Source organism: Capnocytophaga sp. H4358 (assembly GCF_002302515.1).
Lineage (GTDB): Bacteria > Bacteroidota > Bacteroidia > Flavobacteriales > Flavobacteriaceae > Capnocytophaga > Capnocytophaga canis.
This window is the reverse complement of the sequence record NZ_CP022380.1, coordinates 1,012,295-1,035,128: the sequence shown is the minus strand read 5'-3', so window position 1 is coordinate 1,035,128 and position 22,834 is coordinate 1,012,295. Positions and strand designations below refer to the sequence as shown.

General features: G+C 36.4%; 19 protein-coding genes. 11 read left to right on the top strand and 8 right to left on the bottom strand.

Translation table 11 applies throughout. The features are described 5' to 3' along the window. Positions 1-26 precede the first annotated feature (26 nt). The 3 genes from ruvA to CGC49_RS04445 form a co-directional block, all read right to left on the bottom strand. The gene (gene ruvA, locus CGC49_RS04455; RefSeq protein ID WP_095911947.1) at positions 27-611 is read right to left on the bottom strand and encodes a Holliday junction branch migration protein RuvA; all 585 of its coding nucleotides are present in this window, start codon (positions 609-611) and stop codon (positions 27-29) included. 254 nt (positions 612-865) lie between these two features. After that, a complete protein-coding gene (locus tag CGC49_RS04450; protein ID WP_095911946.1) occupies positions 866-2,488 on the bottom strand; it encodes a RagB/SusD family nutrient uptake outer membrane protein in 1,623 nt (540 codons plus the stop codon). Between the two features lie 12 nt (positions 2,489-2,500). Continuing rightward, positions 2,501-5,554: a TonB-dependent receptor gene (locus tag CGC49_RS04445; protein ID WP_232745199.1), complete on the bottom strand. Its 3,054-nt coding sequence runs from the start codon at positions 5,552-5,554 to the stop codon at positions 2,501-2,503. A gap of 280 nt (positions 5,555-5,834) precedes the next feature. Between CGC49_RS04445 and CGC49_RS04440 the strand changes: the two genes are divergently transcribed. The 7 genes from CGC49_RS04440 to CGC49_RS04410 all read left to right on the top strand — a co-directional run bounded on the left by CGC49_RS04440 (position 5,835) and on the right by CGC49_RS04410 (position 14,572). Next, on the top strand, positions 5,835-6,065 hold the full coding sequence (locus tag CGC49_RS04440) for a hypothetical protein (protein WP_095911945.1): 231 nt from the start codon (positions 5,835-5,837) through the stop codon (positions 6,063-6,065). Between the two features lie 272 nt (positions 6,066-6,337). Next, complete coding sequence (locus CGC49_RS04435; protein ID WP_095911944.1) at positions 6,338-7,630, top strand: c-type cytochrome; 1,293 nt, start codon at positions 6,338-6,340, stop codon at positions 7,628-7,630. Between the two features lie 50 nt (positions 7,631-7,680). Next, positions 7,681-10,749 carry a TAT-variant-translocated molybdopterin oxidoreductase gene (locus CGC49_RS04430; RefSeq protein ID WP_095911943.1) on the top strand — a complete coding sequence of 1,023 codons (3,069 nt, stop codon included), beginning with the start codon at positions 7,681-7,683 and terminating at the stop codon, positions 10,747-10,749. Positions 10,750-10,786: 37 nt separating this feature from the next. After that, a complete protein-coding gene (gene nrfD / locus CGC49_RS04425) occupies positions 10,787-12,181 on the top strand; it encodes an NrfD/PsrC family molybdoenzyme membrane anchor subunit (protein ID WP_042008345.1) in 1,395 nt (464 codons plus the stop codon). Between the two features lie 5 nt (positions 12,182-12,186). Beyond that, positions 12,187-12,711, top strand: coding sequence for a DUF3341 domain-containing protein (locus CGC49_RS04420; RefSeq protein ID WP_095893523.1), 525 nt, complete (start codon positions 12,187-12,189; stop codon positions 12,709-12,711). A 5-nt stretch (positions 12,712-12,716) separates the two neighbouring features. Continuing rightward, the gene (locus CGC49_RS04415) at positions 12,717-13,274 is read left to right on the top strand and encodes a cytochrome c (protein ID WP_042008350.1); all 558 of its coding nucleotides are present in this window, start codon (positions 12,717-12,719) and stop codon (positions 13,272-13,274) included. Between the two features lie 26 nt (positions 13,275-13,300). Beyond that, positions 13,301-14,572, top strand: a complete 1,272-nt coding sequence (locus CGC49_RS04410; RefSeq protein ID WP_095911942.1) for a quinol:cytochrome C oxidoreductase — start codon at positions 13,301-13,303, stop codon at positions 14,570-14,572. An 83-nt stretch (positions 14,573-14,655) separates the two neighbouring features. Here the strand turns inward: CGC49_RS04410 and CGC49_RS04405 are convergent, their stop codons facing one another. After that, complete coding sequence (locus CGC49_RS04405) at positions 14,656-15,234, bottom strand: ACP phosphodiesterase (protein WP_095911941.1); 579 nt, start codon at positions 15,232-15,234, stop codon at positions 14,656-14,658. Positions 15,235-15,476: 242 nt separating this feature from the next. On the opposite strand from CGC49_RS04405, the gene CGC49_RS04400 reads away from it, so the two are divergent. The 4 genes from CGC49_RS04400 (at position 15,477) to CGC49_RS04385 (ending at position 18,215) form a co-directional block, all read left to right on the top strand. Further along, a complete protein-coding gene (locus tag CGC49_RS04400) occupies positions 15,477-16,160 on the top strand; it encodes a GH25 family lysozyme (RefSeq protein ID WP_369801111.1) in 684 nt (227 codons plus the stop codon). Positions 16,161-16,372: 212 nt separating this feature from the next. Next, on the top strand, positions 16,373-16,765 hold the full coding sequence (gene rbfA / locus CGC49_RS04395) for a 30S ribosome-binding factor RbfA (RefSeq protein WP_095911939.1): 393 nt from the start codon (positions 16,373-16,375) through the stop codon (positions 16,763-16,765). Positions 16,766-16,801: 36 nt separating this feature from the next. Next, a complete protein-coding gene (locus CGC49_RS04390; protein ID WP_095911938.1) occupies positions 16,802-17,959 on the top strand; it encodes an ABC transporter permease in 1,158 nt (385 codons plus the stop codon). Positions 17,960-17,972: 13 nt separating this feature from the next. Further along, positions 17,973-18,215 carry a uroporphyrinogen decarboxylase gene (locus tag CGC49_RS04385; RefSeq protein WP_095911937.1) on the top strand — a complete coding sequence of 81 codons (243 nt, stop codon included), beginning with the start codon at positions 17,973-17,975 and terminating at the stop codon, positions 18,213-18,215. Positions 18,216-18,276: 61 nt separating this feature from the next. On the opposite strand, the gene CGC49_RS04380 is transcribed toward CGC49_RS04385, so the two are convergent. The 4 genes from CGC49_RS04380 to CGC49_RS04365 form a co-directional block, all read right to left on the bottom strand. Beyond that, positions 18,277-18,828 (bottom strand): thioredoxin fold domain-containing protein, encoded by a 552-nt coding sequence (locus tag CGC49_RS04380; RefSeq protein WP_042344287.1) that lies wholly within the window; start codon positions 18,826-18,828, stop codon positions 18,277-18,279. 85 nt (positions 18,829-18,913) lie between these two features. Next, positions 18,914-20,269 carry a sigma-54 dependent transcriptional regulator gene (locus CGC49_RS04375; protein WP_042346005.1) on the bottom strand — a complete coding sequence of 452 codons (1,356 nt, stop codon included), beginning with the start codon at positions 20,267-20,269 and terminating at the stop codon, positions 18,914-18,916. A 628-nt stretch (positions 20,270-20,897) separates the two neighbouring features. Beyond that, positions 20,898-21,611 (bottom strand): 3'-5' exonuclease, encoded by a 714-nt coding sequence (locus CGC49_RS04370; protein ID WP_042008392.1) that lies wholly within the window; start codon positions 21,609-21,611, stop codon positions 20,898-20,900. Further along, positions 21,601-22,752 carry a serine hydrolase gene (locus CGC49_RS04365; RefSeq protein ID WP_095911936.1) on the bottom strand — a complete coding sequence of 384 codons (1,152 nt, stop codon included), beginning with the start codon at positions 22,750-22,752 and terminating at the stop codon, positions 21,601-21,603. Before CGC49_RS04365 ends, CGC49_RS04370 begins: the two co-directional genes overlap by 11 nt. Between the last annotated feature and the right edge of the window lie 82 nt (positions 22,753-22,834).

The window sequence follows — 22,834 nt, the reverse complement described above, 5'->3', positions numbered from 1 at the left end:
TAGATTTGAAATAGTTCACGCTGAAGTTATAAACTTTTCAGAGCTATTTTGATAATTTGTTCAACACTAAGTTCTTCCGAATCTGATTTGATAATTTTATCTACTACTTTTTCGGCTTGTTTACGCACAAATCCTAATACTTCTAAAGCTGCTAAAGCTTCCTCTTTGTTTGTATTTGGTTGTGTAAGGGCTACTTCTTCAATATTTTGCACTTTCATCATCTTTTCTCGTAAATCCAAAATAATACGTTGTGCAGTTTTTGCTCCTATACCTTTAACACTCTGAATACTAGCAACATCTCCATTGACAATAGCTCCGCGAACTTGAGCAGCTGTCAATGATGATAGCATCATCCGAGCTGTACTCGCTCCAACACCTGATACGGAAAGCAACAGTACGAATATCTCACGCTCAGCACGGGTGAGAAATCCGTAAAGTGTATGAGAGTCTTCCTTGATTTGTAGATGAGTGTAAATTTTTATGGAATCAGCTTCAGGTAGAGCTGCAAAAGTATTTAAGGTGATGTTCACGAAATACCCCACACCGTTGCAGTCAACAACCACGTGAGTAGGGTTTTTCTCAATCAATTTTCCTTGTAACTGAGTAATCATGTTTATTTAGCGTTCAAAAAAGGGAAATTTTTGGCTAAAATAGAAAATATATTTCAATTACAAGGTAAATAATGCATTTTTAAGGTTTGATTAAGGGAGTTTTAACAGAGCGTATTAAGATTTATAATCATTAATGTAAATGTTGTTATGTCTTTTGAGAAAAAGAATCTCAAAAAGAATAATACTAAAAACCACAAAACTACTAAAAATCAGTAACTTTGTGGTTTTTATACAGCTAATTTAGTATATTATGACTAATATCCCTTCGCTTTTTGGGCATTTTTCAATTTAGGATTTCTGTCGATAGCTGAGATAGGATAAGGCAAACGCATAAATCTATCTTCCCAACGACGTTTTTGAGCCAATTCACCGTGAATGCTGTAAATATCTTTCATTACCTGAGAAGAAATTCCCCAACGACGGATATCATTCCAACGATGTCCTTCACAAGCCAATTCAATTCGGCGTTCATTGCGGATAACATCACGCATTGCTTCTTTTGAAAGTCCTGCGATTACGTCAGGCATACCTACACGCGAACGTATTTTGTTAAGAGCTTCATATACAGAAGCATCAGCACCAGCTACCTCGTTTTGAGCTTCGGCATACATCAATAGAATTTCAGCGTAGCGAATTAACGGATAATCGTTTAATTTACGTGTAATTGTTCCTTCTGGGTCGGTGAGTTTTCGGTAATTATACCCCGTTTTTGAAGTATTACTTGCCTTTCCATTATTTTGCCATACGAATTTTTGATTTCCCATTACAGCATTCCAAATCGCACCAGGGAATAAAATAGAGGCGTACAAACGCGTATCCCGATTTTTAAACTCATTTAAATATTCGGGTTTGTATTTTCCGTCGTTATAGTTGGTTTTTCTTTCATCAGCTGTTGGAGGTGTGAAAGGCGTACCATCGGCTTTCCAATAAGCATCAACTAATCCCACCGTGGGTGTAATAGAACTCCAACCTCCACCAATGTTGCTTGATAGCAAACGGCGGGATATCCAATTGAAACTATCTTCAATAAACTCCTGATTTAAAATAACTTCCTTATTGCTTTTGTTTTCTTCCCAAAATAGCTTTTCATAACTGCGAAGACCATCATAGAACTTTTGCTTATGAGTAGCATCTGTAAAATCAATAAAGGAAGAATAATCGTCTTGGTCTTTATCGATATCTACTTGTAATTTAAATAGTTCATAGTTCATTCCCATAATAGCCTGAGTTGCCTCAACTACTTGTGGATACTGACCATAGAACAAGTGTACGCGGGCTTTAATGGTGTATGCGGCTGCTTTTCCTAAACGGCTTTTTACAGAAGGTGTGGCAGGCAAATCAGAGATACTTTCAGCAAGTTCATTTATTACAAAATTAATTACTTCGTTTTCAGCTGTTGGTGCTATTTGTCCTTCCTCAGTTTCAGTGATGTAGTTTTTAATTAGTGGCACTGCTCCAAACTTGGAAGCCATATTGAAATAATACCAAGCCCGAAGCGTTCGCACCTCTGCTTTGTATTGTTTTTTCAAGTTTTCAGGCATTGGCACTTTATCAATATTGTCCAAGAAATAGTTAAAACGTCTGAGTCCGCCAAATCCGTACCCAAAATCATCATTATCAGTAATGTCGCCTGCCGAACCCACAGTAGCTTTACTTTCCCAAGGATACTGACAAAACGTGTTATCAGCATAGGCATCTAAATAAGCATCACCTACGCTTGAGGGGATGTATGCGTAACAACCCAGCAAGGCACGTGTGGCGTCGTTCTCACTCTTCCAGAAACCATCTGAAAAGATTTTGTCCTGAGGCTCTCTGTCCAAGTTACAACTCGTAACAAATAGTCCTACTATTAACGGAATTATATATTTAATTTTCATATTGACTCGTTTTTAAAATGATAGATTTACTCCAAAAGTGATATTTTTCATATTAGGGTATGTTCCTCGTGCAGAAGGTGCTTCGGGGTCGAAATCCTTCATACGTTTGTCAGCCCTGAATGTGAACAAGTTTGTTCCAGACATATAGAATCGTACTTTTTGGCAGCCTATAAGTTGGCTTACATCCTCTGGCATTGTGTATCCTAAAATGATGCTTTTAATACGGAAATAATCAGCATCGTACAACCAAAATGATGAAGTTCTGGTGTTGTGAGCATTAGCTGAGGTAATAAGCAAACGTGGATAATTGGCATTAGGGTCAGGATTTTGTGTTGTCCAACGACCTAAATGGTACTCTTTAGCTCCTGCTCCGTTGAAAAATGCCTGCGAAGCCTCTCCTGATAAGTAAACCATTACATCGTTTACCCCTTGTCCCTGTACTGAAAGGTCAAAACCTTTGTACGATACATCAAAACTTAATCCATACGTAAGATAAGGAACATCATTTCCTAAAATAGTACGGTCGTTGGCGTCAAATTTTTGGTCACCACTCACATCAACATACTTAATATCGCCAGCGGCTGTGTTGGTGCTTTGTTTTACGTGATTGGCAACTTCTTCCGCATTTCTGAATAACCCTTGTGCTTGATATCCATAGAATGAGCCGATAGCTTCTCCTTCTTTAAGAATGAAATTTCCACTTATTTGATTATCTTGTCCATTCAAATCAATAATTTTATTCCATATTTTTGAGAAATTTCCTGAAATGCCATATTTAACATCTCCTATACTTCCTCTATAAGAAACCAATGCTTCAATCCCCTTATTAGAAACTTTTCCTGCGTTTGTTGAGGCTTGCTCACTATTTCCCAATCCTAATTCATAGGGTTGTGGTTTTTTAACAAGAATGTCTGTGGTTAATTTATCAAAAACATCTAACTGAACATTTAAAGAATTTTTAAAGAATGAAACATCAAGTCCGAGATTGGTCATTGTAACCGTTTCCCAAGTCATATTTTTGTTCACTTGGATAGAAGGCCAAGCTCCGTCAGCTTTTACTTCATTAGTAATGTAGGCAGAGCCAACTCCCAAAGCATCAAAATAATCGTAGAATCCCACATTATTTACGTTACCCAGTTGCCCCCACGAAGCTCGCAATTTTAAATCGGAAAGCCAATCCATATTTTGCATAAAATTTTCTTGTGAGATTCGATATGCCGCAGAAAATGAAGGGAATACACCCAATCTGTTTTCTTTGGGGAACTGCGAAGATTGGTCAGCACGCACGTTGGCCTCAAATAAATATCTGCCGTTGTAGTTGTATTTTAAACGGCTAAAATATGACAAAAATGCTCGCTCTTGAATGTTGCCATCATTACCTAAGTTCTCCGCTTTTCCAGAACCAGCGTTAATGGAGTTTAGGTTGTTATTAGGAAAATCTTTACGTGAAGCACGAAGCCATTCGTATCGATAATCTTCATATTGAGTTCCTGCCATCAGTGAAAAATTGTGGTCGCTTAAAGAAAAGTCATAATTTGCATAAAGTTGAGAAACCAAATTTTTAGTGTGTTCCCACGTTTTAGTCATTTTGTTGATGGTTTGCCCATCAGTTCCTGACATTGCTCTTTTGGAAATAAATCCTATCAGTTGCCCTACTTTGTTTTCAAAATCAGTAGCTCTCTTGTCAACAGTTCTGTATGATAGTTGTCCTGTAACGCTTAGCCCGCTCAGAGGTTTCCAAACTCCGTTAAGCGAACCGTTAAATCGAGTGGTCATATAGTCGTGACGACCATATTCAGCAATTTTTCGAAGCGGATTATTTTCAGCTAAAACAGTACTTTGACTGCCTCCAGTTACAGTTCCCCAGCTTCCATCGGTGTGGCGTGCTACGGTTAGTGGAGTCATTCGGTCTAAATCGGTAATAGAAAAATTACCGTCTCGTTTGTAATCATCACGAACGTATGAAATATTTGTTCCTAAGGTAAATTTGTCTGTAAAATCACGCTCGGTATTGGCTCTGAAACTGTATCTGTCCAATAAGCGTCCCTTTACTACGGATTCTTGTTCATAGAACGTTCCACTCACAAAATAACGTGTTTTTCCACCTCCAGAAAGGCTGATGTTATGCTCTTGAATAGGAACGTGATTTCTGAAAACTAATGAATACCAATCGTTGTCGGGATATAAATCGGGTGAGTCCTGTGCCACAATTCTGTCCATTGCACTTTGATTGTAAATGGCATTTTTACCCGCGTTTATGTTGGCTTCATTCAGAAGAGTTGCATAATCATATGCGTTTAACTTTTTGGGGAGGACTGTTGGTGATTGAAAGCCATAGTATCCGTTGTAAGTAATATTGGCTTTTCCTTCTTTTCCTTTTTTTGTTGTTACCAAGAAGACCCCATAGGCAGCTCTCGCTCCGTAAATGGCTGAGGCAGCTGCATCTTTGAGGATACTGATGCTTTCAATGTCACTAATGTGAATCCGTTGAAAATCACCTTCGCTAACAGGCACACCATCAACTATATAGAGAGGTGCAGAAGCACCAAGATTTCCGCGTCCACGTATGTTGATGTTCCCCATATCCCCACCGATGTCGCCTGGCCGAGAAATAATTGTTACACCAGGAGCAACACCTTGTAGAGCGTTCGCAAGCGATGTAGTAGCCTTTCCTTCAATCGCTTCGGCTTTGACCGTATTTACGGTACCTGTGAGGTTGGCTTTCTTCTGAGTTCCGTAGCCCACTACAACTACGTCGTCTAATTGTTCAGCTTCTTCTTCAAGCAAAACATTGATAGTTAATAATTTGCTTCCTCCTGTAACTTTTTTACTCTGCGTATGGAAGCCCATAAAGCTGAACTCAAGTACATCGCCTTCTTGGGCTTGAATTTCATAATTTCCATCGAAATCAGAACTCACTCCTCGGGTTGTCCCTTTTACTACAACATTAGCACCTGGTAACGGTGCATTGTTCTGGTCGGTAATTTTACCAGTTACCTTTACTTGTGCTAACAAAGGCGAAGCTAAAAACGTTAGCACAAATAGCATTAATACGTGTTTATACATTTCTTTTATATGTTGGTTTACTCTGCGAAGGTATATAAAAAACGAAACAAAACAAAAGTTTAAATGTTAAATTTTTTGATTTTATTTTATTCAATTCATATATAGTTGTTTAAAAATATACTTCCCGCTTTTTTCTTATAGCCAAATTTAATTATCTCAATACAAATATGATTAATATCATTTCTTAGCTTATAGAAATAGAAAGGAAACACATTTTGTTAATCTAAAAAAAAATAAATTGAGTTCATTATTTATTTTCATACATCGTTCTTTTCCTTAGATGAAAAGAACCAAAAATCAAGACTTTGGATATTTGCCTAAAAATCAGACTCATGTCGCTAAAATTTTCCAAACTTGCTTCCTATGGTCGCTTCGAACAATGGAAAATTTTCCACATACTAAGCTCCAAGTTTTCGCTTACTTTGCTTTATTCGTTGATTTTCTTAACGCCAAATTTCCAATGCCGATGAAAAGTGGTCAAAATACTGAAAAATCAGTGTTTAATCATTAAAAATATATGCAATTAAGTAGTGAACTCAAAAAATAAAATCATCTTAAAAAAAATCTTTGTTCAAATATTTTGTTAAAGAAATAACAGTTTTTAAAGTGATTTGTTTCTTTAAAAACTTTCTCAAAGAAATGTAGTTTATTTAGAATTTATATAAATTGAAATGAAACAGAATAACTTTTTTTTGTATTTTAAGAATATGTTATACTTTTGTGTCTTGAATCAATAAATGTTTAGAGTTCAACTATCGAAATATTAGATAATATATTTTTAATATGAAAAAGGTTAAAAACCATAACTTGTTTGGTGTCAGTGTTTTCTCTATTTTACTGACATTCATGTTTTCAACTTCGGCTTTTGCACAGGGCGATCCAGCCAAAGGAGAGACTTTGTTTAAGGCAAACTGTATGGCTTGTCACCAGTTGGATAAGCGTACTATTGGACCTGCCTTGGGTGGAGTTACTGAAAGGAGAACTACTGAATGGCTTCATGCGTGGATCAAAAATAGTGAAAAATTGATTGCCTCAGGAGACGCTGATGCTAAAGCTATTTTTGAGGAATTCAATCAAGTACCCATGGCACCCTATGAAGACATTTTATCAGAGCAAGATATAAATGACATCTTAGCGTATACAGCTAATCCGCCAGTAGTGGAAGAGGTAGAAGAGGAGGTGTTTGTTCCTGTGGAACGCCCTGAGGTTGTTGCCAAAAGATCGCTCATCTACTTTATCACTATTGTTGGTATACTTGCAATTATTGTTGCGTTGATTGTTATTTTGTCGGTGTTAAATATGGCTTCCAAAGTTATTGCTGAAGGAAACATTACAACGGAAGAGTTTTCAAAACGTAAAGAAGGTTTCTTGGTTAGAGCATTTGCCGAAAATCCGTTCTTTGTACTGACTACGGTAACAATTTTGTTGTTCGGTTCAACCTATGCAATGTATGGATACTTTATGCAAGTAGATGTTAACCAAGGATATGAACCTATTCAACCGATTCACTTCTCTCACAAAATTCACGCAGGAGATAACCAAATTGATTGTAAGTTGTGTCACTCTGCAGCGCGTGTGTCAAAAACAGCGGGTATACCATCTTTAAATGTGTGTATGAACTGTCATGAAACCATTTCAGAATATAAGGGTGAGCCAGATATGGTTAATGGTTATACACGTGAATTCTATTCTAACGAGATTAAAAAATTGTATGACGCAGTAGGCTGGGATGCTCAGAACTTCAAATATACAGGAGAGACGAAGCCAGTACGTTGGGTACGTGTTCATAATCTACCTGATTTCGCTTACTTTAACCACTCGCAACACGTAACAGTGGCAGGGTTGGATTGTCAACAATGCCACGGAAAAGTAGAAGAAATGGAGATTTTACATCAACATGCTCCATTGACAATGGGATGGTGTGTGGACTGCCACAGAAAAACCGAGGTGAACACTGATAATGGATATTATGAAAACTATAAAGAAGTTCACGCAGAGTTGGCTAAAAAACTTAACGTAGAAAAACTTACTATCGCTCAATTAGGTGGTTTGGAATGTGGTAAGTGTCACTACTAACTTTCGATTTATTATTTTTTAAAGAGTTAAATTTCAGAATATAACTAACTATGGCATCAAACAAAAAATACTGGAAAAGTGTAGAAGAACTTAATGAGAATTCAGTCATAGATACACTGAAACAGAATGAGTTTGTCGAAGAAATCCCAGTAGATGAGTTTTTAGGAGATAAGGCTACCTTAGAGTCCTCATCCACAACCCGTCGTGATTTCTTGAAATATGTAGGTTTCACTACGGCAGCTGCTACTTTAGCAGCTTGTGAAGGACCTGTTCACAAAGCAGTTCCTTATGTTGTGTTACCCGAACAAATTCGTCCAGGAGTAGCTGACTACTATGCTACGGCAATTGCTGACGGATATGATTTCGCAAGTGTACTTGTGAAAACCCGTGAAGGAAGACCTATTTTAATTGAACATAATAAAGAAGCAAACTCCCATTGTGAGGCAAATGCTCGTGTGATTGCTTCGGTATTGAGCCTGTATGACAATCTCCGTGTAAAAAATCCGATTGCAAAAGGAGGTTCAGCTATATCTTGGAATGATTTAGATGCAGAGGCTATGAAAGCCTTGGAGAAAGCGGTGCAAGAGGAAAAACAAATTGTCGTATTCAGTCATACTTTAGCAAGTCCTTCAACCTATAAGTTAATTGAGAATCTCAAAGAAAAATATCCTACCGTGAAATTGGTGGAGTATGATGCCATTTCAGAAGAAGCTACTCTAAACGCATTTCAAAAAAAATATGGAGTTCGTGCAATGGCGGACTATGACTTTACAAAAGCAGATGTAATCGTTTCTTTTGGTGCTGACTTTATTGCTGATTGGCAGGGAGGTGGCTTTGAGGGAGCGTATGCCCAAAAGCGTATCCCAAAAAATGGGAAAATGTCAAGACACATTCAGTTTGAGTCAAATATGACTTTAACAGGGGCGAATGCTGACAAACGAGTACCTTTGACTCCTTCACAACAAAAAGTTGCATTAGCGAAATTCTATGGTTATTTAACTGGGATTTCTGTATCAGGAAATTTAGATGCTAAAGTAGAAGAGCAGGTTAAAAAGGCTGCTGAACAAGTGAAAAGAGCTGGAACAAGAGCCGTAGTAGTTTCAGGTATTCAAGACGAAAATGCTCAATTGCTAGTGTTGGATATTAACGAAAGATTACAAAGCGTAGCTTTCAACACAAAGAACCCTATCAACGTTCGCAAGGGAAGTCTTGTGGCTTTGAAAGAATTGATAGCTGATATGAACAGTGGAAAAGTAGGGGTTCTGATTATCAATAATTTAAATCCATTATACACTTTACCTAACGCATCAGAGTTTGAAACAGCTCTACAAAAGGTAGCTTTTTCAGTGTCTTTTTCAATGAAAGCAGATGAAACGGCAATTAAAACAAATTATATAGCTGCAGCACCTCACTATCTCGAGTCTTGGGGAGATGTTGAATTCAAAAAAGGATACTATGGTTTAACACAACCAACAATCCGCCCTCTGTTTGACACACGTCAATTACAGGATGCATTGTTAAAATGGTCTGGATCAGACAAAACATACTACGATTTTATTAAAGAAAATTGGACAGCTTCCATTTTGGGTGAAGCTAAATGGAATAAAGCTTTACATGATGGAGTATTTGTTTCAGCTAAAGAAGAATTAGCAGTAAGTAATGAGGTTTCTGTGAATGAAGCACTTAACTCGTTGGCAAAAACTTCCACCAATGGGTTTGAATTGACTTTGTACTCAAAAATAGGAATTGGAGACGGACAACAAGCTAATAACCCTTGGTTACAAGAGTTACCAGATCCGATCACGAGAACTACGTGGGACAACTACTTAACCATGTCATCCTATGATGCTAAAGAATTAGGCATTAAAAACTGGCACGTAGCTACTGGAGCTTTAGACGGGAACTACGCGGAGATTACTGTAAATGGAATTACGCTGAAGGTTCCTGTACTTATTCAACCAGGACAAGCGAGAGGTTCTGTTGGTTTAGCATTTGGCTACGGGAAAAAAGAAGCTATGAAAAAAGAGATGCAAGTGGGAGTTAATGCTTACCCACTGTATCAGAACTTCGATAATGTACAAAGTGTAACCATCAAAAATATTGGAGGGACGCATGAATTTGCTTGTGTTCAGTTGCACAATACCCTTATGGGACGTGGGGATGTTTTGAAGGAAACTACTTTAGAAGAGTTTAACACGAAAGATGCGAAAGAGTGGAATGTAAAACCAGTGGTGTCATTAGATCACAAAGAGGTATTAGCTTCCAGCGTTTCTCTTTGGGAAACTTTCGATCGTTCCTCAGGGCATCACTTCAATCTATCTATTGATCTAAACGCTTGTACGGGCTGTGGAGCGTGTGTGATAGCTTGTCATGCAGAAAATAACGTTCCAGTAGTTGGGAAAGAAGAAATGAGACGTTCGCGAGATATGCACTGGTTGCGTATTGACCGATATTATTCTTCGGCAGATACCTTCAAAGGTGATTTAGAGACTAAAGCGGGAATTGAGGGATTGAGTGCTGCACTTTCTACCTACGGAGAGATGGAAGACCCAGCTGAAAATCCGCAAGTAGCGTTCCAACCAGTAATGTGTCAACACTGTAATAATGCACCATGTGAAACGGTATGTCCAGTGGCAGCAACTTCGCACGGTCGTCAAGGGCAAAACCACATGGCTTACAACCGATGTGTGGGAACACGTTACTGTGCAAACAACTGTCCGTATAAAGTACGTCGCTTCAACTGGTTCTTATATAACAACAACGATGAGTTCGACTTCAATATGAACAACGACTTAGGTAAAATGGTGTTAAATCCAGATGTAACAGTTCGTTCACGTGGGGTAATGGAAAAATGTTCATTCTGTATCCAACAGACTCAGGCTGTTATCTTGAAAGCTAAAAATGAGGGTCGTGCAGTTCGTGAAGGAGAGTTCAATAACGCTTGTGCTTGTTCAGCAGCTTGTGGGACAGGAGCTATGGTGTTTGGTGATATCAACGAGAAAAATAGCGAAATCGCTAAATTGATAACCGACGACAGAGCGTATCATTTGTTGGAACACATCGGGACACGTCCGAATGTGGTGTACCAAGTGAAAGTAAGAAATACGAACGAAGCATAAAAATAATTTAATAACTAAGAAATAATATAATAAGGATATGGCGTCGCATTATGAAGCACCTATACGAAAACCCTTAGTAACAGGCGATAAATCGTATCACGATGTTACGGTAGATATCGCCCGTCCAGTAGAGGGTAAAGCGAACAGGTTATGGTGGATTGTATTTTCCATTTCATTAGTAGCTTTCCTTTGGGGGTTGGGAAGTATGATTTATACAGTATCAGTAGGTATTGGTACTTGGGGATTAAATAAAACAATCGGTTGGGCTTGGGATATTACCAACTTCGTTTGGTGGGTTGGTATAGGACACGCAGGAACCTTGATTTCTGCTGTGTTGTTGCTTTTCCGCCAAAAATGGAGAATGGCTGTAAACCGCTCAGCCGAAGCAATGACTATTTTCTCTGTAGTTCAGGCGGGACTCTTTCCAATTATTCACATGGGAAGACCTTGGTTGGCGTACTGGGTAATGCCAATTCCAAACCAGTTTGGGTCGCTATGGGTAAACTTTAACTCTCCGCTTTTGTGGGACGTATTCGCGATTTCTACCTATCTTTCGGTATCGTTGGTATTCTGGTGGACAGGTCTGCTTCCTGATTTTGCCATGTTGCGTGACCGTGCCGTAAAACCTTTCCAGAAAAAGATTTACAGTTTAGTAAGTTTTGGTTGGAGTGGACGTGCTAAGGATTGGCAACGTTTTGAAGAGGTTTCTCTTGTTTTGGCAGGTTTGGCAACTCCGTTGGTACTTTCCGTACACACCATCGTATCGTTTGACTTTGCTACCTCGGTAATTCCAGGTTGGCATACTACTATCTTCCCGCCTTACTTCGTTGCTGGGGCAATCTTTTCAGGTTTTGCGATGGTAAATACGCTTTTGATTATCATGCGTAAAGTATGTAATTTTGAAGATTACATCACCATTCAACATATTGAATTGATGAACATCGTAATTATGATTACAGGTTCTATCGTAGGATGTGCATACATCACGGAGTTATTCGTAGCGTGGTACTCAGGTGTAGAGTATGAGCAATACGCTTTCTTGAACCGTGCTACAGGACCTTACGCTTGGGCTTACTGGTTGATGATGGGATGTAACGTATTTTCTCCACAATTCATGTGGTTCAAAAAATTGAGAAGAAGCATTATGTTCTCGTTCATCATTTCGCTTGTGGTAAACGTAGGAATGTGGTTTGAGCGTTTCGTGATTATAGTAACATCTTTGCATAGAGATTATTTGCCTTCATCTTGGACAATGTTCTCACCTACCTTCGTTGATATTGGAATTTATATCGGAACTATTGGATTCTTCTTCGTGTTGTTCTTGTTGTATGCACGAACATTCCCAGTGATTGCACAGGCTGAGGTAAAATCAATCTTGAAATCATCTGGCGAGAAATATAAAAAACTAAGAGATAACGACCCTAATCATTAATCATCATGAGTAAGAAAGTAGTACAAGCATTATATAATGATGATGATATTTTAATGGCAGCTGTAAAAACAGTTCGTTCTAAAAATCATCAGATTTCGGAAATATATACTCCATTTCCTGTTCACGGATTGGACAAAGCCATGGGGTTAGCTCCTACGCGATTAGCGATAGCTTCGTTCATTTACGGATGTATAGGGTTAGCTGTAGCTACCTTGATGGTTAATTATATCATGATCGAAGATTGGCCACAGGATATTGGAGGAAAACCAAGTATGACATTTTTACAAAATATGCCTTCTTTTGTTCCTGTCATGTTTGAGATGACGGTATTTTTTGCAGCTCACTTGATGGTAATTACTTTCTTTTTGCGAAGTAAATTATGGCCATTTAAAGAAGCAGAAAACCCTGATGTAAGAACTACTGACGACCATTTTTTGATGGAAATCGCAGTAACTGAAAACAATGTAAGTGAAGTAACAACTCTATTGAAGGAAACAGGAGCTGTTGAAATTAAAATAGCAGAAAAATAGGAGATATGAAAAATATAGTTAAAATAGCTTTATTCAGCAGTGTATCTTTACTTTTAGTATCTTGCTTTAACAAACGCGAGCCGAACTATCAATTTATGCCGAATATGTATGAAAGTGTTGGATATGAGACTTATCAACAATCACCGGCATTTAAGGACAGTATGCAAGCTCAACTACCTGTAGCAGGTACCATCAAAAGAGGATGGCAACCGTATGAGTACGCGGACACACCAGCGGATTTGTTACTTGCAAAAGAAGAACTGAAAAGCCCATTAGTAGCTGATACAGAAAACCTTGAACAAGGTAAGTTTTTGTATGACATCTATTGTGCTGTTTGCCATGGTGAGAAAGGTGACGGAAAAGGAATTTTGGTTGAAAGAGGTAAATTTGGAGGAGTGCCAAGTTATGCCGATAAGAATCGTGTTATTACACCAGGCGGAACGTATCACGTCATTTATTATGGGCTGAATGCTATGGGTTCGTATGCCTCACAAATCAATGAAAAAGAACGTTGGCAAGTGGCGTTGTACGTAGAAAAACTACGTGATGAGTTAGTAAAATAATTTCCTAAAAGAAAGATATTTAGATTATGTATACATTTTCAAATAAATTAAGACTTACAGCAATTGTCCTTATCATCATTGGGATTATTGGAATTGGAGTTGGATTTTTCACAGCACCCAAAACTGTAGAAGACGTTAAGACCATGGAACAAGCTCATCATTCTGACGCTCACGATGATGCTCACCACGATGATGCTCATTATGAACATGTGTTACATCAATTGCAGAACAAGCCTTGGGCTGCGGTTTATGTGGCGGCCTTGTTTTTCATGTTGATTTCTTTGGGAGTATTGGCTTTCTATGCAATCAATCGTGTGGCACAAGCAGGTTGGTCTCCTGTGCTTTTTAGAGTCATGGAAGGAATCACAGCATACTTATTTCCTGGAGTGGTTATTGTTTTTACCTTATTGGTACTTTCAGGGATGCATTTCAACCATCTTTTTATATGGATGGATGAAACAGTGGTGGCTCACGATGCTCTTTTACAAGGTAAACAAGGCTATTTGAACGTGCCTTTCTTCTTGGGGAGAGCCGCGTTTTATATGTTAGGTTGGGTAGGCTACCGTTATATTTCGAGACGTTTGTCGATAGCTGAGGACACAGCAACCACTAATCGTCCGTTTGTTAGAAATTTCAAATGGGCAGCTGGATTCTTGGTGTTTTTCTTGGTTACCGAATCGATGATGTCTTGGGATTGGATTATGAGTGTTGATCCGCACTGGTTCAGTACTTTGTTCGGATGGTATGTATTTGCAAGTTTCTTTGTATCAGGGATTACAGTCATCGCAATGATTACAATCTATTTGAAAAGTCGTGGTTTTTTACCTTATGTGAACAGTAGTCATCTGCATGATTTGACTAAGTTTATGTTCGGTTTGTCAATTTTTTGGACATACTTGTGGTTTTCTCAGTTTCTATTACTTTGGTATTCCAACATTCCAGAAGAGGTGACTTATTATGTTTCAAGAATCAGAGATTATAAAGTGTTATTCTTTGGAATGTTACTGTTGAATTTCATTTTGCCTTTGTTGGTGTTAGTTAATACAGATTACAAACGTATCAGCAAATTGGTTTTCGCTATGGGAATTGTAATTTTGGTAGGACACTACGTTGATTTTTACGTAATGATTATGCCGGCTACTGTTGGAGATCAATGGAGCATTGGAATTACTGAGATTTCCGCTGTATTATTCTTTTTAGGGTTGTTTATCTTTGTGGTGTTCACTGCATTATCCAAGTATCCGTTGTTGCCAAAAGGCAATCCGTTTATTGAAGAAAGCAAGCATTATCACTATTAGGATTCATAGTTACATTTTTAATATTTACTCAATAAGCTATCCGAAATAAGATTTGGGTAGCTTTTTGGTTTTTGAAATGGTGACTATAGTTGGTGTACTATAAATTTACGGATATCCTCAAAGAAAGAAAAAAATTCATTTTCAAATACGGATTCGTGTTCAATAAGGGGTTTGATTGCATATTGCATATTCGATTTAAATTCAGTTCGTCTGTCCATTTGGTAGAGAATCTTTTCCATGCCCTCTAATGAAGCATATGCTAAGAGCCAATTATCTTTAATCATATGTTGCATTATAAAAATAGTATGTTCATTCAATTTACTTTTCTCACATTCAAGGAGTTCATAAAATTGTTGAACATAGTTTTCTAGGCGGATGTCGGAATACAAGTTCCAGTTTTTTGCTAGAAAATAATCGTAAAAAACATCTGTAATCACTCCTGAGTAATGTCCAAATTCAGGGACTAATCGTTTTCGGCTACTTCGAAAAGTGGGGTTAGTATCAGTGAAAGTGTCTATTTGCCGATGTAATAAAATACCTTTTTGTATCGGTTCAGGGAAAGAAAGATACTGCTTTCCACGAACGGTATCCGCCATAAAATTTCCAATTTTTACTAAGTTGTCTTCTTCTCCCGATAAATAGATGTGTGCCAAAAAATTCATAGTCAACCTATTTTCTGGCAAAAATATAAAATACGTAGGAATTTATCTATATTTGCAATAATGATAGTTTATGAAAAATGAGGAAACGAAAAAGACAACATACCGCTAAGAAGAGAAAAGAATTTTCATGGAATAAGTTCCTCGTTGTATTTATTCTTTTTTTTAGTTTGCTAATTGGAGGGGTTCTTTATGTAAGAAAATATTATCCTGCACATTATCAACGAATATTAAATAAAGTTTTTTTGTCAAAAACGAATATAGATTATGAAAATAAGCGTATAGAACGGATTTCGTACAATTATAGAACCAAAACTTTTGGGATTGATTTATCCCATTACCAAGAACGAAATGATATTGTTTGGGACAGTTTATATTTGGAGCGAGGAAATATCCCTTTGAAATTCGCTATCTTTCGAGCCACAATGGGAAATAATACACGAGATAAAAATTTTCATTATTTTTGGGAACAAGCAAGGAAACAGAAGTTAGTGCGAGGAGCTTACCATTTTTATCGTCCTGATGAAGATCCTGTTCAACAAGCAACCTCTTATTTGCAAACGATAACATTGGAAAAAGGGGATTTTTTACCCATTTTAGATATTGAAAAACTGCCAAAGAAGAAAAAAGTAAAGCAATATCTTCAAGATATTCAAGTTTGGTTGGATATTGTGGAAAAAAAATACGGCCGAAAACCTATAATTTACACCTACATTAGTTTTTATAATGACTATTTACATGATAAATTCAAAAACTATCCTCTTTGGATAGCCAATTACAATAATGTACTCACCCCGACACATATTCATAATTGGAAAATGTGGCAATTTACAGAAAATGGGATTACTCCAGGTTCTAAAGTGAAAATAGATTTGAATATCTACAACGGAAGCGAAGAACAGATGCAAGAGCTTCTGATTCAGAAATAATGTTTTGATTGACGGTTCAATCAGCGTTATTGTCTTCCAATTAATGAATCTATATCCCAGCAAAACTCATATTATTGATTATATAAGAATAGACTCTCTGTAAATAACTAAATTATTGATTTTTCAGAAAATAGTTCAGGTTGCGAAATAACAAGAGAACTTTTACCATAGGAGTCATCTTTTTGAACGAAAAAAAACATTATCTTTGCCAAATGGAAAATAATAGACAAAAGAAAATAGCAGGGATTATTCAAGAGGAGTTTGCCAAAGTGTTACAGCAGTCTATTCGAGATGCAGGGCAGCACAATTTAATTATATCGGTAACAAAAGTAAGTGTTACAGTTGATTTGTCGGTTGCCAAAGTTTATCTGAGTGTCTTTCCTGAGTCTAAAGCGGAGGATATCTTAAAAGGGACTATTTCAAATACATCTTTGATTAAGCACGAATTGTCGCAAATCACTAAAAACCAATTCCGACGTATGCCTGATTTGCTTTTCTATATAGACGATTCATTGCAATATATAGAAGGAATTGAAAAATCACTCAAAGGCGAAGAGAATCCCATTGAAAATCGTGAATTACTTTATAAACGTAAAAAATCATAGCCTTTGAAGGCAGTTTTTTACATAGCTAAACGCTACATGGTAGCAAAGAGTTCGCAAAATGTCATCAACATCATTAATCGTATTACGGCATTGGTGGTGGTACTTGGTGCGGTGTCTCTTTTCGTTGTTTTAGCAGGGTTTGCAGGATTGAAAAATTTTACACTTTCATTTTCTTCCATTTTTGATCCTGATCTAAAAATATTTCCCAAGACTGGAAAATACATCACTTTTTCTGATGAAGTAGCAAATAAATTATCAGACACTGATGAAGTTACTTTTTTTAGTAGTATACTTGAAGAGCAAGTTTTTTTAAATCATAAACAGAAAAATCATATAGCCTATATCAAAGGAGTTGATGAACATTACCCGTTGGTGTGTGATGTTGATAGTATTTTGGTTTTAGGTAATTGGGAGATTCAAGCTCCTAATGTAGTAGTTGGAGCAACGATTTTTAACACCTTAGGATTAGGGTTTGTTGATACATCATCGCCTTTGCAAATTGTAGTTCCAAAGTCGGGTAGAGGAAGTATTACCCAAGAGGTAAAGCCTTATCGAGAATCGTTTGTAGTCGTTGCAGGAGTTTATCAACTTACCGAAGAATTAGATAAAAAATATGTCTTTTCATCACTTTCCGAAGCTCAACAAATCCTAGGACTATCCTCTGACCAAGTTTCAGCTATTGAAATCCGCCTAGCGTCACATGTTTCTGAAAAAGAGGTAATTGAAAAAATTTACCAGATTTTTGGAGACACCGTAATCGTGAAAAATAGGATGCAACTCAATGATGCTCTTTATCGAATGTTAAACACAGAAAATATTGCTATTTATCTGATTTTTATATTAGTACTAATCATAGCATTATTCAATTTGGCGGGAGCTATTATCATGATGATTCTTGATAAAAGGAAGGATTTACATACACTGTATGCGTTAGGAATGAATGTTTCCCAAATGCGACAACTTTTCTTTTTGCAAGGAACGATGACTTCGGTTATCGGATCTTTTTTGGGAATAATTATTGGGATGTTGATTGTGTTTCTGCAACAGCAATTTCAGTTCGTTACTATTGGCGTTGGGTTGCCTTATCCTGTTGAAATAGAGTGGATTAATGTGTTTTTGGTTTTCTTTACTATAGTAATTCTTGGGGTGTTAGCTTCGTGGATAGCTTCTTCAAGAGTACGATTACAACATTAAAAAAAAGGAGAAAATGAGTTGGTATGATTTTATAGGTTATGCGGCGTCACTTTTTGTAGTGGGTAGTTTTTTGATAAAAGATAATATCATCTACATACGCCTTACCAATTTGATAGGGTGTGTTCTTTTTGTGATTTATGGTGTCTTGATTAATAATATTCCTATTATTTTACCTAATGCGTTTTTGATGTTGGTACAAATATATTTTATTTTCTTGAAAAGAAAAGATAAAAAAAAACAAACCTGTGATAAATAAAAAAAGGTCGTCTAATTTTTTAGACGGCCTCTCTCTGTCTTAAAGTCTATGAAATAGATATTTATTCCTTAAATGTTCCTTTAAAGTTTGACTGATATTCTTGAAAGTCAGCTCTTGTTTTTATGTTTTTATAGTCGTTATTGGCAACTAATTTTAAGAAAATTTCCAATTGAGTAGCAGGCATACCTCCTTGTACAGGCAAGATATACTCTCCGTTATCATCAAAAAATATCATTGTTGGGTAAGCATTCACTTGAAGGTAACCAGCAAAAGAGTGTTGGCTATTTCTTGTTTGAGCTTTCGAAGCATCGTATCCTTGATTTTCAAACTTTTGACCTTTGTAATTTACAACGTCATTTCCTTCAGCATTGAATTTAACAGCATAGAAGTTTTTGTTCATATACTCAACCAAGTCTTTGTTTTTAAACGTTGTTTTATCTAAATATTTACAGGGGCCACACCAATTTGTGTATACATCTACAAATATTTTTTTAGGATTTTTTTTCTGAGCTGCTAAAGCCTCGTCAAAACTCATCCAGTTAATTTCCTGAGCCGAAATAGTAGCCAATGTTCCCACCATTAGGGCAACTATTGCAAAAATTCTTTTTGTCATGATTGTTAAATATTAATTTTTATAGGTTTGAGACATCAAAAATAATGCCAAAATTGAGTGTTTTTAATCGTTGATTTTTAATGTTTTACAAATTTATCCCGTATGCTTTTAATTTATTATACAAGGTTTTTCGAGTGATGTTCAGAAGTTTTGCTGCTTCTGTTTTGTTGTAATCAACTTCTTTCAAGGCGTTGATAATCAAATCTTTTTCATTATCTTTAGTTGAAAAAGAAATTTTTTGTATGGAAGGAACTCTTGATGAGTTTATGATACTTTCAGGCAAATCATTCTCGGTAATATAGCTGCCTTGAGCAAGTAATGTTGCTCGTTTGATAGCGTTTGACAATTCTCGTAAATTTCCATGCCAAGAGTAAGAAAACATATGTTGAACGGCCATTTTTGTAAATCCTAAAATGTTTTTATGTAATTTTTGATTTGCTAAATCCAAAAAATAAGACGCAAAAATCATCAAATCGTCTTTGCGTTCCTGTAATGAAGGTACTTTTATTGAAAATTCATTCAATCTATGATACAAATCTTCACGAAACTGTCCTTTTTCAACTGCTATAAGTAAATCTTCGTTGGTAGCCGCCAATACACGTATGTTTACATCAATTTCCTTAGAGCTCCCTATGGGTTTAATTTTCCGTTCTTGCAACGCTCTTAGCAATTGTATTTGATTTTCATAGCTTAGGTTGCCTACCTCATCTAAGAAAATTGTTCCTCCATTAGCCTCTTCAAAATGCCCTTTTTTATCTGAAATAGCTCCTGTAAATGAACCTTTTACGTGTCCAAAAAACTCACTTGACGCAATTTCTTTGGGAATTGCTCCACAATCAACAGCGATGAAGGGTTTACTGGCACGTTCACTTTTCATGTGTATTGATTTAGCTACTACTTCCTTACCTGTGCCACTCTCTCCAGTAATCAAAACAGACATGTCAGTTGGAGCAACTAAACGGATAAAATCGTTTAATTTTTTAGATGCAACACTGATACCTTCTACAAAAAGTTTTTGCTTTATCTTTTCGGAAGGAAGAACATCTTTATTTTCTGGTTTTGAAGTATTTTTAATCTGGAAAGAAGCTGATTTTTTGGCATTTGTAATTACATTAAGAACATCTTCACGTTGAAAGGGTTTCGAAATATAGTCAAAGGCTCCCAATTTCATTGCCTCAACAGCTGTCGAAACTTCGGCATAACTGGTCATTACAACCACAGGAATCTGTGGATATTTTTCTTTTACTTCTTTTAACAAAAGAATACCATCTCCGTCAGGAAGTCGCAAGTCGGTAAAAATCATACCCAACGAAGAGTCAAGCATTGTTAAAGCCTCTTCCAGCGTAGAACTTTCAACAATGTCATAGCCGTTTCTTTCTAAAAATCGAGACAGCATTTTTGAAAATGTAATGTCATCTTCTACTAAAAGTATCTTGTTCATTTACAGCGGTTTAAATTACACTATCTTTCTTCAAACCACAAAGTTACTATTTTTTGGTCAAAAAACGCTAAGCAAAGGTCAAAAAAACGAAAAGGTTCCTTCTTTCGAAGGAACCCTCTCAACAATGCATATAAATACTACTACTAACTCCTGATTTAATTCTTGATTAAATTATCAAACTTGAAAAAGCTTTTTTCATAAATTTTTGTTTGTAACAAGTTCGATAAAATCAATGTTTTGAAAAAAGTAATCTAGATGTTTTTTGATGATACATCTATGTGTAATTTAATATTTATTCAATAATTTCCCAACTATTGGTTTTAATGATAATTTTTATCTAACAATGTTTCTTATAGCAATTTTAAGTAATTCGTTTTTTTCGTTTGTGAACTAATCTTGATAGCAATAAATTTAATATGCATAAACATCATCTCTCATGGTATTGTTCGTACTTTATATTCTTCATGTTTACGTTCATTATATAGAAAATACTGTGCCAAAAAGGAGTGTAGTAAATCTTACTTTTGTAAATATTTAAAAATAAGTGTTTTATATTAAAGAGTGTAATTTTAACAATATACATAAGTGTGTAAAAAATGTAAAAGTGTAGCTTAAAAATGTGTATTTTTTACACAAATAAAATTTCATCTTCGTCTAACAGTTCTTCATTACGGAAGCGAAGTAGAATTTGAGCCACTGTTACGGTATCTTTTTGGCAATAGATAGCAATGCGGTCGATGTCTTTCTCTTTATAGAAAACTTCACGTACTTGGCTACCATCAATGTCATCTTTCGGGGATGGGATTCCCAAAATGTGAGTGAGTAGTTTCAAAGAGGTGAAATGTTTGTAGTCTCCAAACTTCCAAAGTTCGAGTGTATCTAAGTGTGGAACTTCCCAAGGCTTCTTACCAAATAGCTGTAATTTAGCTGGTATTGGTAATCTATTGATAATCATTCGTCTTAAGATGTACGGAAAGTCAAACTCCTTGCCGTTATGAGCACATAAAACGTGGTTAGGACGTGAAAAATGTGATTCAATTAGCTGAGCAAAATCTTTTAAAATGCATATTTCATCACCGATAAAAGAGGTTACGCGAAAGGTACGTTGCTGGTTCCGGAAGGAAAAGAATCCAACAGAAATACAAACAATTCTTCCAAATTCAGCCCAAATACCTGCACGGTCATAGAATTCCTCGGCACTGAATTCCTCTTTTCGAGAGTATTTCGTTTTTTCTTCCCATAGTTGTTGTGTCTCTTCGCTGAGTTCTTGGTAGCTTTCGAACAGAGGTACTGTCTCTATATCAAGAAATAAAATATCTTCTAATGGTATCTTATTGAGCATTTTGTAACATTTTATAGGCTTGATCAATGTATCCATAGATATCATCAGTAAAAGGATCTCCGAGTTTATCCTCTCCTTTTAGATGCCCCAGGCGTACGATTATGATTTTATCTTCGGGTTGCATGATTACATATTGTCCTAGATGTCCTCGCATCATAAAGAATTTTTTTCCATTTCGACTGAGTAACCACATTCCATAGCCATATTCTGGGCTTTCCGTAAATCTGGGTTGAATAGACTTCGCTACAAAGGAAGAATCAAGAAGTTGATTACCATTCCATTTGCCGTAATTCAGATAAAGTTTTCCCATACGTGCAAAATCACGAGCATTGGAAGCTATGCAACAATAGGCTTTTTCTAAGCCTTTTTCCTCGCTATCAATTTGCCAAAAAGCATCATATTCGCATCCTAAAGGTTGCCAAAAGGTTTCTGAAAGATAGTCAGTTAGTTTTTTTCCTGTTGCTTTTTCCAGAACCATTGCTAAAAGTTGTGTGTTTCCACTTTGGTAAACGTATTTTTGTCCTGGTTCTTCTACAATCTTAACTTTTTCTAAAATGATTTTGCGAAGATCTTTATCATAATAAGCCTGTGTGGTTACAGAAAAAGCGTTGTAATACGATTCATCCCAATTGGAGCCTGAAGCCATGGAACTCAAATCACCCACTGTGAGGTCAGCTGCTAATCCAGTTGAAAACTCTGGAAAAAAATCACCTACTCGCTGATTCAAACTTTTGATGTACCCTTGCATAATAGCTTTTCCAAGCATTGCTGAAACATAAGTTTTAGCCATTGAAAATGAGTTACTAAGAGTTTTATGGCTATTGTCGTCAAAATATTGTTCATGCCACACACTGTCATTTTTGATAATCATGAAAGCGGTGGTGTGATATTTATCATGTAAAGCATCTAACTCCTCTGTGGAAGCGACCTCGTTATAATTTTTGTGAATATTCCAAGCCTGTGGTTTGCCACGCTGAATAGTACGGTTATCAAAATAAGAAAAATCCGACAGAAATGCCGTACGATGCCCACTACCATAAACCACACGAACAGCAGTGAAAACATAGCCATATCCCATAGCATAGAAGACTGTAATGGTAATGGCAATCAATAAAACAAGTGCAATTAAAAACTTTTTCATAATCTCAATGGTTGATGCTTCACAAAGGTACAAAAAAAAATATGTACGAAGAGTATTTTGCATAAAGAATACTGATTTGTAG